This window comes from Pedobacter gandavensis (genome assembly GCF_032678465.1).
In the GTDB taxonomy this organism is placed as follows: Bacteria; Bacteroidota; Bacteroidia; order Sphingobacteriales; family Sphingobacteriaceae; genus Pedobacter; species Pedobacter gandavensis_B.
In genome coordinates, this window is sequence record NZ_JAVTSK010000002.1 from 116,701 (window position 1) to 131,824 (window position 15,124).

Genomic DNA, 15,124 nt, shown 5'->3' on the forward strand with positions numbered 1-15,124 from the left:
TCTGAATGAATTGTTATATTTGTAGCAATGGAGGTATAAAAACCACTATTATTTATATGATGTTTTATTACACGTAGAATAAGATTTGTATAAATTATTTAATTTCAATCAATTAACTTAAATCATAGTTGTAGATGATTAATATTACACTGCCTGATGGCTCCAGCCGTCAGTATGAAAAGGGGATAACAGCCCATCAAATCGCACTCTCTATATCGGAGGGACTAGCGCGTAACGTATTAGCTGCGGAAGTAAACGGAGAAATTTGGGATTCATCTAGAGCAATTGAAAGTGATTCAACTGTAAAGTTGCTGACCTGGAATGATGCTGCGGGTAAATCTACATTTTGGCATTCATCTGCCCACCTTATGGCAGAAGCATTGGAGGCTTTATACCCGGGTACAAAATTTGGTATTGGTCCTGCAATTGAAACTGGATTCTACTATGATGTAGATTTCGGGGACAGAGAATTTTCTTCAGACGACTTCAAAGCAATTGAAGCCAAAATGATTGAGCTGGCCAAACAAAAACAAGTTTTTGTTAGGGAGAGTGTTTCTAAAGCGGATGCGATCAAGTATTTTACAGAAAAAGGTGATGAGTACAAGCTGGACCTGTTAGAAGGACTGGAAGATGGAAAAATTACATTCTATAACCAAGGAGACTTTACTGACCTTTGTCGTGGGCCACACATTCCAAATACCGGGTTTGTAAAAGCGGTAAAATTGATGAATGTTGCAGGTGCTTACTGGCGCGGTGATGAAACTAAAAAACAACTGACTCGTATTTATGGGGTAACTTTTCCTAAAGCGAGTGAGCTGACTGAGTATCTTCATATGATTGAGGAGGCGAAGAAAAGAGATCACCGTAAGTTGGGTAAGGAATTGGAATTATTTGCTTTCTCTGAGAAAGTAGGGATGGGATTGCCATTGTGGTTACCTAAGGGGGCTGCTTTGCGTGAACGTCTGGTTCAGTTTTTAACAAGAGCACAAGCAAAATCTGGTTATGAGCAGGTAGTTACTCCTCATATTGGGCATAAAAATTTATACATCACTTCTGGTCATTACGAGAAGTATGGTAAAGATGCCTTCCAGCCGATTAAAACACCACAGGAAGGGGAGGAGTTTTTCTTAAAGCCGATGAACTGTCCTCACCATTGTGAGATCTATAAAGTAAAACCTCGTTCTTACAAAGACCTTCCTTTGCGTTTTGCAGAGTTTGGAACGGTATATCGTTATGAGCAAAGTGGGGAACTTCATGGATTAACAAGGGTTCGTGGGTTTACACAGGATGATGCGCATTTGTTTTGCAGACCGGATCAGGTAAAAGATGAGTTCAAAAAAGTAATTGATCTGGTATTGTATGTGTTTAAATCTCTTGGATTTAATGATTACATCGCTCAGGTATCCTTGAGAGATCCAGAAAACAAAACTAAATATATTGGTTCTGATGAGAACTGGGCTTTGGCTGAGGCGGCAATCATCGAAGCAGCTGAAGAAAAGGGCTTACCTACTGTAGTTGAATATGGTGAAGCTGCTTTCTATGGTCCAAAGTTAGACTTTATGGTGAAGGACGCACTAGGTAGAAAGTGGCAGTTGGGAACCATTCAGGTAGATTATAATTTACCTGAGCGTTTCGAATTGGAATATACTGGTAGCGACAACATGAAGCACCGTCCGGTGATGATCCATAGAGCTCCATTCGGCTCTTTAGAGCGTTTTATAGCGGTATTAATTGAGCATTGTGCGGGTAATTTCCCATTGTGGCTTTCACCTGAGCAATTTATTATCTTGCCGATCTCTGAAAAGTATGAAGATTATGCAAAAAAAGTTTCAGATGAACTAAATAATTCCGATATTCGCGGTTTGATTGACTTCCGGGATGAGAAGATTGGAAGAAAAATCAGAGACGCTGAGGTGAAAAAAATTCCTTATATGCTGATTATCGGTGAGAAGGAAATGGCGGAAGGAAAGGTTTCAGTTAGGAAACATGGAACTGGAGATTTAGGAGAAATGACTCAGCAAGAGTTTAGTGAATTATTAATTAAAGAAATAACAATTTAAATAGTATATAAATTTGGCATTAGGCAGACCAGGATTTAATAGGGGACCACGTCCTCCTTTTAAGAAAAAAGAAGCAGAACATAATATTAATCAGTTTATCAGGGCTCAGGAGGTTAGATTAGCTGGAGATAATGTTGAACCGGGGATCTATCCTTTGGCAAAAGCTTTAGCCCTTGCCGACGAATTGGAATTGGATCTGGTTGAGATCTCTCCAAATGCAGTGCCTCCGGTATGTCGGATCATTGATTACAGTAAGTTTGTTTACGAGCAGAAGAAAAAACAGAAGGAGATAAAAGCAAACGCAAAACAGACTGTCATTAAGGAGATCCGTTTTGGTCCTAATACGAATGATCATGATTTTCAATTTAAGTTGAAACACGCGATCAGTTTCCTTGAAAATGGGGAAAAGGTTAGAGCTTATGTACACTTTAAAGGTAGAGCAATTGTTTACAAAGAGCAGGGAGAGATCTTATTGCTTAAGTTTGCACAAGCACTTGAAGATATCGGTAAAGTGGAGTTATTACCTAAGTTAGAGGGCAAGCGTATGTTTTTAACGCTAGCTCCAAAAGTTGCTAAAAAATAAATAAATTACATAAATAAACACAGGTTATGCCAAAAATGAAAACCAATTCCAGTGCTAAAAAGCGTTTTTCGCTTACTGGAACAGGTAAAATCGCAAGGAAGAATGCCTACAAAAGCCACATCTTAACAAAGATGTCGACTAAACGTAAGCGTAATTTGGGTCACACTTCAATGGTGTCCGCAGCTGATATGGGCAACGTTAAGCGTATGCTTGCCATCGGTAAATAATTAAATTTTTAACCAGGTATCCGGTAGTAAGTTTGCTGTAATACGCAACACCGTTTATCAAAAAACAACACACTATGCCACGTTCGGTAAACGCAGTAGCTTCGAGAAGAAGAAGGAAAAAAGTCCTAAATATGGCCAAAGGCTATTGGGGATCAAGAAGTAAGGTTTTCACTATCGCTAAAAATACGGTAGAAAAAGGTTTGCAATATGCATACCGTGACCGTAAAGTTAAGAAAAGAGAATTCCGTGGATTATGGATTCAACGTATCAACGCTGGAGCTCGTCAACATGGTATTTCTTACTCTCAATTGATCGGTAAATTAGCGACTGCAAACATCGGTTTAAACCGTAAAGTTTTAGCTGATTTAGCAATGAACCATCCAGCAGCTTTCAAAGCAGTTATTGATGCAGTAAAATAGATCTAAGGATCATTTTAATAATAGAAAAAGGGAGCGAAAAGCTCCCTTTTTTATTGATGATGTTTTTTAAAGTTGAATGAATTTACCAGCTTCCGCAATAGACTCCTGATCCAGGCTTGTTAATTTTGGAATCTTACCAAGTATAGGAATACCGCTATAGTTTGCTATATAGCTTTCTGATTCCTGATTTTCCTCCCCATTGAAAATAATTCCTGCTACCGGGATTTGTCTTTGTTTCAATACTTCAAGTGTAAGCAAAGTATGGTTGATACTCCCCAGATAATTCTGTGATACAATGATGAGCTTTGCATTTAGTATAGGGATCAGATCTAAAATCAATTCTTTTTCATTGATAGGAACCATCAATCCACCGGCACCTTCAATAATCAACTGATTGTTCGTTACAGGAAGTTTGAGCGCGTTCGATCTAATTTCTATCCCGTCTAATCTTGCTGATAAATGTGGAGATAATGGCTTGCTTAGTCTATATTGTTCCAGATGAATCGCCGTTTTTGTATTACTGATGAGGTTTCTGATGGATAGGCTGTCACTTTGATCTAAATCTCCGGATTGGATAGGTTTCCAATAATCCGCCTGAAGTTTTTGGGTAAGAATGGCACTGACGATCGTTTTTCCGATACCAGTACCAATACCAGAAATGAAGTATGTATTATTCATATTATTTTAATAAAACCAATGATTGAATCAGGGCGTTAATTTCTTCTTCTGTATTGTATATGTGTAGGCAAATTCTTAATCTTTCTGTTCCTATAGGAACAGTTGGGCTAACAATAGCGCGAATATCGAATCCCTTTTGTTGTAAACTGGCTGCCGCATTTTTTGCAGTTGTATTACTTTGATAGCGTATTGTCTGAATGGTACTTTTACTGGTGAGTCCTCTGTAACCAGCTGACTTCAGTGCATTGCTATACTGCATGATGGTTTGCTGAAGCCATGGTGTATGGTCTGCTGAAGCCAGAAGTTGATAAGCACAGTTGATGCTTACAATATTATGGAGTGGTGCAGCGGTAGTGTAAATAAAGGATCTGGCATAATTGACGAGGTATTCCTTTAAAGGTGCCTCTCCCAGAACTATCGCACCATGACAGCCGAGTGCTTTTCCAAAAGTAACAACCCTTGCAAACACTTCTTTTTCCAGACCCAATTCCTGAATCCTACCTTTTCCATAGGGACCAAATACACCCAGGGCATGGGCTTCATCTACGATCAGGTTGGCTTCATATTTCTTACAGCAGGCACTGATTTCCTGTAAAGGAGCAAGATCTCCGTCCATGGAGTATACACTTTCTACGAGAACATATATATTTCCTGTAGCTATCTTTAGTTTAGCTTCCAGTGCTTCTATATTATTGTGTTTAAAGCTATATCTGTTGGCATGTGTGAGGCGTGCGCCATCAATCAGACTGGCATGTATGAGTTCATCTGAGATAATAGTGTCTCCACGTTGCGCTAAACTGGAAATGAGGCCAACGTTAGCATCGTAACCGGAGTTAAAAATAAGGCCACTTTCTGCTCCATGAAACTGAGCAATAAAATTTTCGGTTTCTTCAGTATAAAAATGGTTGCCACTAAGTAGTCTAGAGCCACCGGAACCTATGGGCACATGTTCAATCTGGCTGAGGGTATCTGTGATGTGTTGCTGTAATAAGGTTGATCTGGCGAAACCCAGATAGTCGTTCGAGCAAAAGTCGATAGGATATAGCGCAGTGGATAATTTTCTCAATGATCCTTTTTCTTTTCTATCCTGTAACTTGTGTAATATAAACTGCCAGGTCTTATTCATTGCCCAAAAATAAAGAAAGCAGGAGGAACCTGCTTTCTTTATTTTTAATTTATGCCTATGTTTTGTCTTTTTTAATGCTTTTTGGGCTTTAATATTAGTTTTTATTCAGTTGAGATATCGATTTCTGCATTTGCGCCATCATACTGCTCAGCGTTTCAATGCTAGGTTCTGGTGTAGGATCAGGAAGTGTCGAAGAAATAAAAGCCTTAGCCTTCCATATTTCCAGGATCTCTTCTGAAGGAATAGTGTATGGATCGTATAGCTTATTGTCGGATACTAGCTTTAGTTCTTTGTGCTCTTTAAATTTATTGCCAGCTCTTTTATAGACTACTCCTTCGTTTTTACTGATGACGATATAAGTTTCTCCTACTTTAACATCATTCCAGTTGTCCAGGTATTCCGCCAGGATGATACTACCAGATTGAATAGGTAACATAGAATCTCCAAGAATTTCAAAAGCCCTAAATGTACCTTGTTTTAAAAAGGGAAGAGGCAACTGAAATTTCGGTAAATCTTTAATGTATTCCGGATCGGCGAAACCGTTCAGGTAGCCTGCACTTGCTCTTACCGGTACCATTTCTATGTTCTCTTTATCGTCTTTATCAACGGAGATACTGAGTATTCTTAAATTAGAGCCCTGACTTTTTAGCTTAGGTTTCCAGTTATCATTGATATTCTCGTTGATGAATTCGTCAATTGTCAGCTCGTAGTAATCTGCTATTTTTTTTAGTAAATCATATTTTGGTTCTGCCCGGTCTTCTTCGTAAGCACCAACAAGTGATCTTTTAATGCCCATTGCATCAGCAAATTGCTGCTGTGTGAGGCCTTTTTTCTTTCTTAGGTATTTTAAGTTAGGGGAGATATTTGACATAAAATAAAAGTTTAGTATTTATTTGTTTTTACTAAATTAGTTAGTATTATTGTACCAATAAAGTTAGTAATATTTATTTGAATACCAAATAGCTATACTAACTAAATTAGTTTGTATCATTTAAACCTACAGTCATGAAGAAATTTGTATATATCGTCACCGATAGAAACCGCAAGAGTTTACATGTTGGAATGAGTTCTGATCTGATTAAAACACTTGCATTTTATAAGCAGATGCCAAATCTGTTTTTTGATTGCGGCCAGCAGCTCACCAGGTTGGTATATTTTGAAGAATTCAAGACAGAGGCCCAGGCATTGGGTAGGTTTAAAGTGATTAGTCGTTTTACAAGGATGCAAAAAGAGCGGATGGTCAGGTCTTGCAATCCAAACTGGATTGATTTGACGATGGGTTTGGATTTTGAGAATATCCTTAGTAGTAAGCCACTAATCAATCAGGTAACTTTACCATTTCAGACTTTGTCTTAGTATATGGAGTGGAGGAAGGATAAAAGAGGAACACCTTGTGGTGTAAGGCAAGATGTTCCTTTAATAAATTTTTACCAGCCTGGTGCAAAAGTTAATCCAAATACACCGGATTTTACATCTTTTCGCTGAAGTGGAAAGGCGTAATAAGGTTCTAATACAAAATAACCGAATACATTTACTCTAAGAGAAAGTCCAACGCTCAATGCAGGCACACGTTCATTGGTAACTTGTGTAAGAATTGGATTGCCATCTTGATCTAAAATGGGGTTACCCTGTCCATCTTTTGCAGGTTCAATCTGGTAGCTGGGTTGACTTTTGAAAACCACTTTATTTCCCTGGTTCCAGGCCAATCCAGCATCGAAAAATAAGTTCAGGTCAGTAAACAATAGTTTCGATGGTATCTGAGCCAATTTTTTTGGTCCGGTAAAAGGTAGGCGAACCTCAAAATTAAAGATGGCCATTTTACTTCCGGAAAGTTGATTAATGTCAAAATCTCCATTGCTGGAATTGCGGCTCTTATAGAAGGAATTTGCTTCGTATCCTCTGATGAGATAAGGATATCCCGCATATAAAGGATATAATCTTTCTCCTTGTTTACCTACTCTAATGTAATTAAATGTTCTTGCAGCAAGTGTAAATGGCTTAATACGCAGGTATTTTCTAACGTCAACTGCAACAGCATAAAATTTATAATCTCCAAAATACTGTTCTACACCCAGACGGTATCTAAAACCATCAAGGGGAGCCGTTAACCCCATCACGGAATTATCTCCCACAAGAGATGCATTCACTTGCATGATGGTAAAAGAGTTTAAAGAGAAACCCAATTCCTGCGCAGCTTGTGCTGTATTCGCTTTTGTTCTGTCGGAACCCAGATAACGCCCAGCAAAACCATTTATATTCTCGTAGTAATTATTGAATCGATCTACCCGGTAGCTATAGCGCGACAAGCTTCCACCCATTTCAAATCGATGTACTTTGTTGAAAGGGTAGGCGCCAAAAACCTGGGCTTGTTCTTCAAACGTACGGATAATATTTGTACGGTCATTGATTACATCCATTGGTCCATCAGGACGATTGATTCGCTCCGGAACAATATCCCGATAGCCTGTGACATAAGGAACATGGGAAATAGCTGCTCCCCAGTTGATCCTGCTGGCTTGATTGATATAGCCCACTAGACCGCCAAAATCTTTAACATCTCCGTTGATGGAAAGATTGGCGATGATCTGATTTTTGCCTAGAATGTCACTAAATCTACCAGAAATACCTCCTTGTACTCCAGTTCCAAATCTACTTGTTGAAACGCCTACACCACCGCTGTTGGCCAGGTAGTCCAATTTGAATTTAGGTTTATATGGTATGAGCCTCATAGAGTCGGCTATCGTTTTTTCAAATCGTTCGAAGTTCAAAAGGTTGTTGTTAACGATATCCACACCAGTACTTTCTACCGGAGGAAGTACTGCTGCATCAAAGTTTACTGCGTTCGCATCGACAGGTTTAGCTCTGAAATTTTGACGAGAGGAATGGTACAAGGTATACCTCTGTGAACGATAGTAACTATACACAATATCGTCATTTCTGGAAACACTCATAGCAGGAGAAAACTCTGTGATCCCGCTGATTCCTGTAAAGTAATCAGTCAATTGCTGTACTTTTTGATCAGTCAGGCTGTATTCATACATATTTCTGAAACCATCCCTATTAGAAAGAAAGTATATTTTTTTGCTATCTCCTGAAAACTGTGCATTTAAGTTGTTTGCGCCTGGAAACACCGGGATATTCGAAAGCGTTTTACTTTCAATATCGTAAATGCTTAGGTTTAGGGGGTGGACCGCATTATAGCTCTTTTGGGACATAGATACTCTATCGGAAGAGAAAACGATTTTTTTTCCATCAGTTGAATAGTTTGGCGCATAGTCCGAGTAACTATCATTGGTGATCTGGCTGACCTGTTTTGTTTTTAGATTATAGGAGAAGATATCACTTTGTCCCTCCATCATTCCTGAAAAGGTAATATCTTCTCCGTTGGAAGCCCAGGAAAGGTTACCAAATTGGGCAACCGCTCCCATTGCCTCCTGAAGTAATACTTTTCCTGTGGCCACATCAATGATCATCAATTGATTTTTTCCTTTACTAAAAATACTGAAAGCGAACTGCTTGCTGTCTGGGGACCAGGTGCCTGCTGATTCCAAAAAGTTAAAATCATCGATATGGGAATTGGAAACCTGACTACTCAATTTTCGTATGATCTTCCCGGTTCTTGCATCTGCAAGGAAGAGGTCGATCCCAAACAGGTCTTTTTCTGATAAAAAGGCGAGGTATTGACCATCCGGACTGATAGCAGGAGCCACATTCATATTACCTGCGTTTTTATTGTCAATGATCTTGGTCCCTGTAATCTTAATCTGAGAGCTGTCGGGTTTTAGCATAGGTCTATAATGCGCCTCTATTGCATTTTTCCAAAGACCTGAAAGTGTGCGGTCATCATAACCAAAAATATATTTTAGACCATTTTCATATCCATATTTCGCAGTTGCTTTAAACAATGGGACAATAGTTGTATCTCCATAAACGGAACCTACAAAAGTCCAGAAAGCTTGTCCATATCGGTAAGGGAAATATTTATTGGAATTGGTTAGGTCTTTTAAGGAGGGTACATCTCTATTGAGCAATGCATCTCGCATCCACATGGAAGTGAAAGCATCTGTCTTTCCAATAGACAAGTATTCTGCCATTCCCTCAACCATCCACAATGGTGTGTTACTAATGTTCTCTAGGCCGATCGAATCCTTTTCTAATAAAAGACGATACTGAAAGGCATGAACAAGCTCATGTCCCAGTACATGACGGGTTTGGTTATTGAGCTCCATTACGGGCATAATCACACGGTTTTTAAATGCTTCGGTTACCCCTCCGGTTCCTATTCCAATTTCTCCGCTCAAAGCAGTGGTAGTTTGAAAATCAGGATGGTTGTTGTAAAGAATAATTGGATTTCTCTTAACAAATGTATCTTTGAATATTTCCTGATGCATTTTATACCAGGTTTCGGCATCTTCTGCGAATTTCTTGACCATCTTCTCATTTTTGAGGTAGTAGTAAATTTCAAAATGGGGGGTCTGTAAAACCTTGAATTTCTCATTCTTATACCGCACAACATTTTGTCCGAAAACCTGTCCCTTGAGGTTACTGGCTGATAGACTTAGGATAATCAAAAGAGGAAGTAATCGTCTAAAAAGGGTAGCGCTTATATTCATATGGTGATTATATTTTGTTAGGGTTAAATTTATACAAAAATGTCTTATAAAATAGGCTGCTAACAGGCTCATTTTATAAGACATTTTTCAAAAGCGAAATCCGCTATTCCAGAAGGGGCTAAATTCTTTTATTTAGTTGCAGGTTTGGCTTTTTCCTGCTCTTTTTTTATGCGTTCTCTTTCTTTTTCTTCTTCACGTTCTTTCTTTCTCTGCTCCCGTTTTTCTTTTCTGGTTAATGGAACTTCAGTAGCGGGCTGCTTTACGGGTTCCGGAATTTTTTTCTCCTCAGTTTTGAGGATATCTTCTTCTTTTATTACTGGTAACTGGTCATCTGCTATTGGCACTTCTGTACTGGTAGAGTCCATGGCCAGACTATCAGTGGCAGCTGTATCTACTCTTATTCTCGGACTTGGGCAGTTAATTTCCCGCGTGATTTTTACTTTTGCTTTCGGGAAAGGACCGTAAGTATAGCCTGTACTAGGGTCATGATATACTTTTTCCATGAATTTGGCAAAGATTGGCAATGCAGTTCTGGAACCTTCTCCTGTTGCACCATTGTTAAAGTGAGCAGTACGTTCATCACAACCTACCCAGACACCAGTGACCAGATCTTTGGTTACGCCCATATACCAGGCATCTACATAATCAGAAGAAGTTCCTGTTTTTCCGCCAATCTGGTTTCCTTTTTTCCACAGATCCCATTCCCAGAGTGCCTGAGAAGTTCCACCAGGTTCTTCCATACCACCACGTAGCATATACAACATTAGCCACGCAATTTCTTCGGAAAGTACTCTTTTAGTTTTTGCTTTGAAGTCTTCAATTAAATTGTCGTCCTGATCGGTGATTTTCTCTACTAAAATAGGGTCGGTTCTCACACCTTCATTCAGGAAGGTACTGTATGCTCTTACCATTTCATAAACGGTTACATCATTTGGGCCAAGGCTTACTGATGGTACCGCTTGTAATGGACTTTCTATTCCACATTCTTTTGCCCATTTAACCACATTATCTGCACCAACGGCTTCAGTTACCTGGGCAGTAATGGTGTTTACAGATTTACCCATTGCCCATCGAAGAGACATTTCCCGGTAACTGTAGTTCCAATCAGCATTTTTTGGTTCCCAGTATTCGGTTTTTCCTTTTTCCTGATACTCAATTTTAACCGGCTTATCAGTGAATTTATCGCAAGGACTCATACCTGCTTCCAGTGCTGCCAGATAAGCAAATGGTTTAAATGTAGATCCTGCTTGTCTTTTGCTTTGGTTTACATGATCATATTTGAAAAATTTATGATCTATACCACCTACCCAAACTTTAATCTTACCACTGAAAGGATCCATTGTCATCATTCCAGCGTTCATAATCTTTCCATAGTACCGGATAGAATCCATCGTAGAGAAGAGGGTATCTCTGTCGCCTTTCCAGGTAAAGATTTTCATTTTTTTCTTTTTATTGAAATAGGCTTTTACAGAATCCGGACTGTTGCTGTATTTTTTCTCCAACAAAGCATAGATGGGTAATTTGCGCATGGCGCGGTCCGGGTAATCCACCTTTTTCTTTTCAGAATCCTGCCATGGATCTTCATTACCCCAAACACTGTAAAATCTTTTTTGGATAATTTTCATTTGATCTGCGACTGCCTCCTCTGCGTATTTCTGTAGTTTAGAGTCGATAGTGGTGTAAATTTTCAAACCGTCTTCATAAAGATCGTAATCGTTATCGTCAGCCCATTTTTCGAGGTATTTATCAACTGCAGCACGTAAATAGGAATCTCCATCGCTACCATCATCTATACTTCCTTCTTTAAGTTTGATTGGAGTACTTTTGTATGTGTTTAATTCCTCTTTGGTGATGTAATTGTATTTATTCATTTGAGCCAGGACTACATTTCTACGTTCCAATGCTTTTTCAGGATTCTTCACTGGGTTATAGATGGAAGTCCCTTTTAACATGCCTACCAATAGTGCAGATTCTGGTACCTCTAGTTCATTTGGTCCTTTGTCAAAATAAACTCGTGAAGCAGTTTTTATACCAAAAGCGTTGTTTCCAAATGAGACCGTATTAAGGTACATGGTGATAATATCGTTTTTAGAATAATTGGCCTCCAGTTTTACGGCAGTCATCCATTCTTTTAACTTTGAAACAATGGTACGCACTACCGGAATATGTTTAATGACACCCTGTGATTTATTATACCGCGTTCGGTACAGGTTTTTTGCAAGTTGTTGGGTAATGGTGCTGGCCCCACGTTTGTCGCCAGTAGCAGTGGAAATTCCGCTAGACAAGAGGGAACGAAAATCTATCCCCATATGGCTATAAAAGCGAACATCTTCTGTCGCGATTAAAGCGTTCACCACACTGGGAGAAATGTCTTTAAAATTTACCGGAGTACGGTTTTCTTTATAGTAGCGGCCGATCAGTTTTCCATCAGATGTATACAATTCAGAACCTACACTTTGTGTTGGAGCTTTAATGTCTTTGTAAGAAGGGGAGTAGCCAAATAGCCATAAAAAGTTGAGCTGTAGCGCACAAAAGAATATGATAATGCAATAGAGGAAAATGCTGATATAGCGGATATACTTATTGCGGATTTCTTTAAACATGGAAGTAAAGATCAAAAAAAACGTAAAACAGTTTGTGTTAAATAATGTTAAAATTGCTAACGCAAATTAACGTAAAAAAAATTGCGAATGTTCTTATTTGTTGTTTAAAAGCGTTTTTAGTCTTTTCCTGCTTAAAATAAGCAGCCAATCAGCCATAGACTCTAAAAATGGATTGTTTGTATAGGAACAGTTTAGGATTTAAGATTGTTTGCAACGAAAAAACGAGCAGGGGTGATATCGAAAGCTCAGGTCGCAATGATTAATCGAATGAGATTCGATTAACTCATGAGTATAATCTGTCCATTTCCATGCAGAAAAATGGACAGATTCTTATAAGTAGGATTTAGCTATGGCTTCATGATATATTGATGAAGACCTTTGCTTGGAATTTAGACCATACTGAAATGATCACTAATCTCTGTATTGATAGGGCTTAAGCTGGTTTTCTTGCCTGGGTAATTCAGGTCGACAAGCATTTCATTATACCGCTCTAACAAGCTTATGTATTTGTTCATCCAATAATCTACGGCTTTAGTTGTAATCTCATCTTGGTTCTCTTTTTTACTACCAAGATTTTTAGTGTTTGGATTCTGGGCATTTGAAAATTCTTCAGGGAATTCCTTTCGGAAGTCATAATCTATAATCTGACCAATTTTACAGATCATTTCAAGATTTATCTGCCCGGTTTCAAACCAATTATATATAGCTGTCCTACTGACTTGTAATTTTCTTGAAAGTTCGCTGATTCCGATCTTGTTACGTACTATACGTTCGATCACATCTCCTTTATTAGGTGTCATATTTGTAAATAGTTTAAAGTTAACTTAATCCAATTATCAAAATATACCTGACCAGTGGGATGTGCTGGTCTTCTTGACAGTGTGAAAAAATGATACCAGTTAAATATAAGTTGTGTTTATGATGCAACTTTAAACCTTATTGTTGTAGAAGTTTTGTGAATTGTTTCATTTCACAATCGCAATGAACGTTATTGACGGACTAAGTATTTTTTTTTGATTTTAAATCGAACTGGTTCTTTCTACAGAAAGTGTTGATTTTTGTGTAAATATGGGGAATCTATGTGTAGTTCTGAGGTTTAATTTTTACAATATTGTAAACCAGGATGTGTAAAGTGTACAATAATATAACAACTCTAATAAATCACTGTTTTGTAAGTAATTATTCCCTAGCTTTATTCTATGAAATCACTTATTATAAGCGGTTTTTAGAACAAGGCTTAGTTTCAAAGACGAATTGTCTGAATAATTAGCTGATTAATTTTATAAATACGGAGGGTGGTGTTTCTTGGATGTTTTAGTTCAAAATCAGCTGATGTAACTGATGTAGCGAAGCTATAAGTCAACTTGATTATTCAAATTCCCTTCGATCACCATTAAAAATCAACCATTAGATTTAGTCCTACCATCATCATTAATGATGTGTTCATAAGTTGATACTTTTTGTTAAGAGTTTTAACTCCAGAATGATTGTCTAATTCATTTATTTCTAACACTTTAGTTATGCTATACTCCCGCAGTAAAATTGGTATTATTGGCCTTGGGTACGTAGGTTTACCCCTCGCTGTTGAATTTGCAAAGAAATACAAAGTAATTGGATTTGATATAAATATAGAGCGGGTTTCTGAACTCAACTCAGGTTTAGATCATACACTTGAAATTGATCAGGAGCAATTAAATCAGGTGTTGACAAATGATTGCAGTTCAGCGCAGGGCCTGTATTGTACTAATGACCCTGAAAAAATGGAAAGTTGTACTATTTATATCGTCACAGTACCTACACCAGTAGATAAAAATAACCGTCCCAATTTAATGCCTTTAATCAATGCCAGTTTAACGGTGGGAGCCGTGCTTAAGCCCGGAGATATTGTTATTTATGAATCTACCGTTTATCCAGGGGTTACAGAGGATGAATGTGTTCCAGTATTGGCTAAAACGTCCGGACTTGAATTTAATGTTGATTTTTTTGCCGGTTATTCTCCGGAACGCATTAATCCAGGAGATAAGAAACATACAGTGGCTAACATTCTTAAGATCACTTCTGGTTCAACACCTGAGATTGCAGAGGTTGTAGATCAGCTGTATAGATCTATCATCGTTGCCGGGACCCATAAAGCGTCCTGTATTAAAGTTGCAGAAGCTGCTAAAATCATTGAAAATGCACAACGGGACATTAACATTGCTTTCGTGAATGAGCTGGCGATGATTTTTAATCGTTTGGGTATTAATACAAATGAAGTGTTGGATGCTGCGAGTACGAAATGGAATTTTTTAAATTTCAGGCCCGGTCTTGTTGGTGGACATTGTATTGGAGTAGATCCTTATTATCTTGCTCAAAAGGCACAGGAAGCGGGGTATCATCCAGAAATTATTTTAGCTGGGCGAAGAGTCAATGATGGCATGGGCGCTTATGTAGCAGACCAATTGGTAAAACAAATGATCCAGAAGGACACTCATATCGTGGGTGCAAAAGTGTTGGTGTTGGGCTTTACCTTTAAAGAGAATTGTCCGGATGTAAGGAATACGAAGGTTATTGATATTATCAATAGATTGAAAGAGTATAATGTACAGGTTACTGTTCATGATCCATGGGCGAATGTTGCACATGCCAAACATGAGTATGGAATTATATGTGAGAATGGGGAGTCTAAAACCAGAAAATATGATGGAATACTATTAGCGGTTGCCCATCAGGAATTTAAAAAAATTGAGTTGCCCAATTTATGTAAAAAGAATACCGTTGTGTACGATATCAAATCTTTGCTCCCAAATGCATCAGTCGATTTCCGATTATAAAG

At 38.3% G+C, this 15,124-nt stretch carries 12 protein-coding genes; 6 read left to right on the forward strand and 6 right to left on the reverse strand.

What is annotated here, in order from left to right; genetic code table 11:
* Positions 1–134: 134 nt before the first annotated feature.
* The 4 genes from thrS to rplT all read left to right on the forward strand — a co-directional run bounded on the left by thrS (position 135) and on the right by rplT (position 3,289).
* On the forward strand, positions 135–2,060 hold the full coding sequence (gene thrS / locus R2Q94_RS03560; protein ID WP_316820063.1) for a threonine--tRNA ligase: 1,926 nt from the start codon (positions 135–137) through the stop codon (positions 2,058–2,060).
* Between the two features lie 13 nt (positions 2,061–2,073).
* Complete coding sequence (gene infC / locus R2Q94_RS03565; protein ID WP_015807729.1) at positions 2,074–2,643, forward strand: translation initiation factor IF-3; 570 nt, start codon at positions 2,074–2,076, stop codon at positions 2,641–2,643.
* A gap of 26 nt (positions 2,644–2,669) precedes the next feature.
* Positions 2,670–2,870, forward strand: coding sequence for a 50S ribosomal protein L35 (gene rpmI, locus R2Q94_RS03570; RefSeq protein ID WP_041887185.1), 201 nt, complete (start codon positions 2,670–2,672; stop codon positions 2,868–2,870).
* Positions 2,871–2,944: 74 nt separating this feature from the next.
* Positions 2,945–3,289: a 50S ribosomal protein L20 gene (gene rplT, locus R2Q94_RS03575; RefSeq protein WP_062547999.1), complete on the forward strand. Its 345-nt coding sequence runs from the start codon at positions 2,945–2,947 to the stop codon at positions 3,287–3,289.
* A gap of 66 nt (positions 3,290–3,355) precedes the next feature.
* Here rplT and bioD read toward each other — a convergent pair whose 3' ends face one another.
* The 3 genes from bioD to R2Q94_RS03590 form a co-directional block, all read right to left on the reverse strand.
* Positions 3,356–3,967: a dethiobiotin synthase gene (gene bioD, locus R2Q94_RS03580; protein ID WP_316820064.1), complete on the reverse strand. Its 612-nt coding sequence runs from the start codon at positions 3,965–3,967 to the stop codon at positions 3,356–3,358.
* A 1-nt stretch (position 3,968) separates the two neighbouring features.
* Complete coding sequence (locus tag R2Q94_RS03585) at positions 3,969–5,093, reverse strand: 8-amino-7-oxononanoate synthase (protein WP_316820065.1); 1,125 nt, start codon at positions 5,091–5,093, stop codon at positions 3,969–3,971.
* A gap of 94 nt (positions 5,094–5,187) precedes the next feature.
* Positions 5,188–5,964 (reverse strand): LexA family transcriptional regulator, encoded by a 777-nt coding sequence (locus tag R2Q94_RS03590; RefSeq protein ID WP_316820066.1) that lies wholly within the window; start codon positions 5,962–5,964, stop codon positions 5,188–5,190.
* A 134-nt stretch (positions 5,965–6,098) separates the two neighbouring features.
* Here R2Q94_RS03590 and R2Q94_RS03595 point away from each other — a divergent pair, with 134 nt between their 5' ends.
* Entirely contained in the window at positions 6,099–6,449 is a 351-nt protein-coding gene (locus tag R2Q94_RS03595; RefSeq protein WP_316820067.1) for a GIY-YIG nuclease family protein, read from the forward strand.
* Positions 6,450–6,520: 71 nt separating this feature from the next.
* On the opposite strand, the gene R2Q94_RS03600 is transcribed toward R2Q94_RS03595, so the two are convergent.
* The 3 genes from R2Q94_RS03600 to R2Q94_RS03610 form a co-directional block, all read right to left on the reverse strand.
* Positions 6,521–9,526: a basic secretory protein-like protein gene (locus R2Q94_RS03600; protein ID WP_316820068.1), complete on the reverse strand. Its 3,006-nt coding sequence runs from the start codon at positions 9,524–9,526 to the stop codon at positions 6,521–6,523.
* Positions 9,527–9,834: 308 nt separating this feature from the next.
* The gene (locus tag R2Q94_RS03605; protein WP_316820069.1) at positions 9,835–12,309 is read right to left on the reverse strand and encodes a transglycosylase domain-containing protein; all 2,475 of its coding nucleotides are present in this window, start codon (positions 12,307–12,309) and stop codon (positions 9,835–9,837) included.
* A gap of 389 nt (positions 12,310–12,698) precedes the next feature.
* Entirely contained in the window at positions 12,699–13,109 is a 411-nt protein-coding gene (locus tag R2Q94_RS03610; protein WP_316820070.1) for a hypothetical protein, read from the reverse strand.
* A 720-nt stretch (positions 13,110–13,829) separates the two neighbouring features.
* Between R2Q94_RS03610 and R2Q94_RS03615 the strand changes: the two genes are divergently transcribed.
* A complete protein-coding gene (locus R2Q94_RS03615) occupies positions 13,830–15,122 on the forward strand; it encodes a nucleotide sugar dehydrogenase (RefSeq protein ID WP_316820071.1) in 1,293 nt (430 codons plus the stop codon).
* The last annotated feature ends 2 nt before the right edge of the window (positions 15,123–15,124 follow it).

What these genes read in the sequence shown, in the direction of transcription:
- R2Q94_RS03590 (WP_316820066.1), bottom strand. Translation starts at nt 5,964, where the DNA reads ATGTCAAATATCTCCCCTAACTTAAAATACCTAAGAAAGAAAAAAGGC.
- R2Q94_RS03585 (WP_316820065.1), bottom strand. Translation starts at nt 5,093, where the DNA reads ATGAATAAGACCTGGCAGTTTATATTACACAAGTTACAGGATAGAAAA.
- R2Q94_RS03605 (WP_316820069.1), bottom strand. Translation starts at nt 12,309, where the DNA reads ATGTTTAAAGAAATCCGCAATAAGTATATCCGCTATATCAGCATTTTC.
- R2Q94_RS03600 (WP_316820068.1), bottom strand. Translation starts at nt 9,526, where the DNA reads ATGGTCAAGAAATTCGCAGAAGATGCCGAAACCTGGTATAAAATGCAT.
- R2Q94_RS03610 (WP_316820070.1), bottom strand. Translation starts at nt 13,109, where the DNA reads ATGACACCTAATAAAGGAGATGTGATCGAACGTATAGTACGTAACAAG.
- thrS (WP_316820063.1), top strand. Translation starts at nt 135, where the DNA reads ATGATTAATATTACACTGCCTGATGGCTCCAGCCGTCAGTATGAAAAG.
- R2Q94_RS03615 (WP_316820071.1), top strand. Translation starts at nt 13,830, where the DNA reads ATGCTATACTCCCGCAGTAAAATTGGTATTATTGGCCTTGGGTACGTA.
- bioD (WP_316820064.1), bottom strand. Translation starts at nt 3,967, where the DNA reads ATGAATAATACATACTTCATTTCTGGTATTGGTACTGGTATCGGAAAA.
- R2Q94_RS03595 (WP_316820067.1), top strand. Translation starts at nt 6,099, where the DNA reads ATGAAGAAATTTGTATATATCGTCACCGATAGAAACCGCAAGAGTTTA.
- rplT (WP_062547999.1), top strand. Translation starts at nt 2,945, where the DNA reads ATGCCACGTTCGGTAAACGCAGTAGCTTCGAGAAGAAGAAGGAAAAAA.
- rpmI (WP_041887185.1), top strand. Translation starts at nt 2,670, where the DNA reads ATGCCAAAAATGAAAACCAATTCCAGTGCTAAAAAGCGTTTTTCGCTT.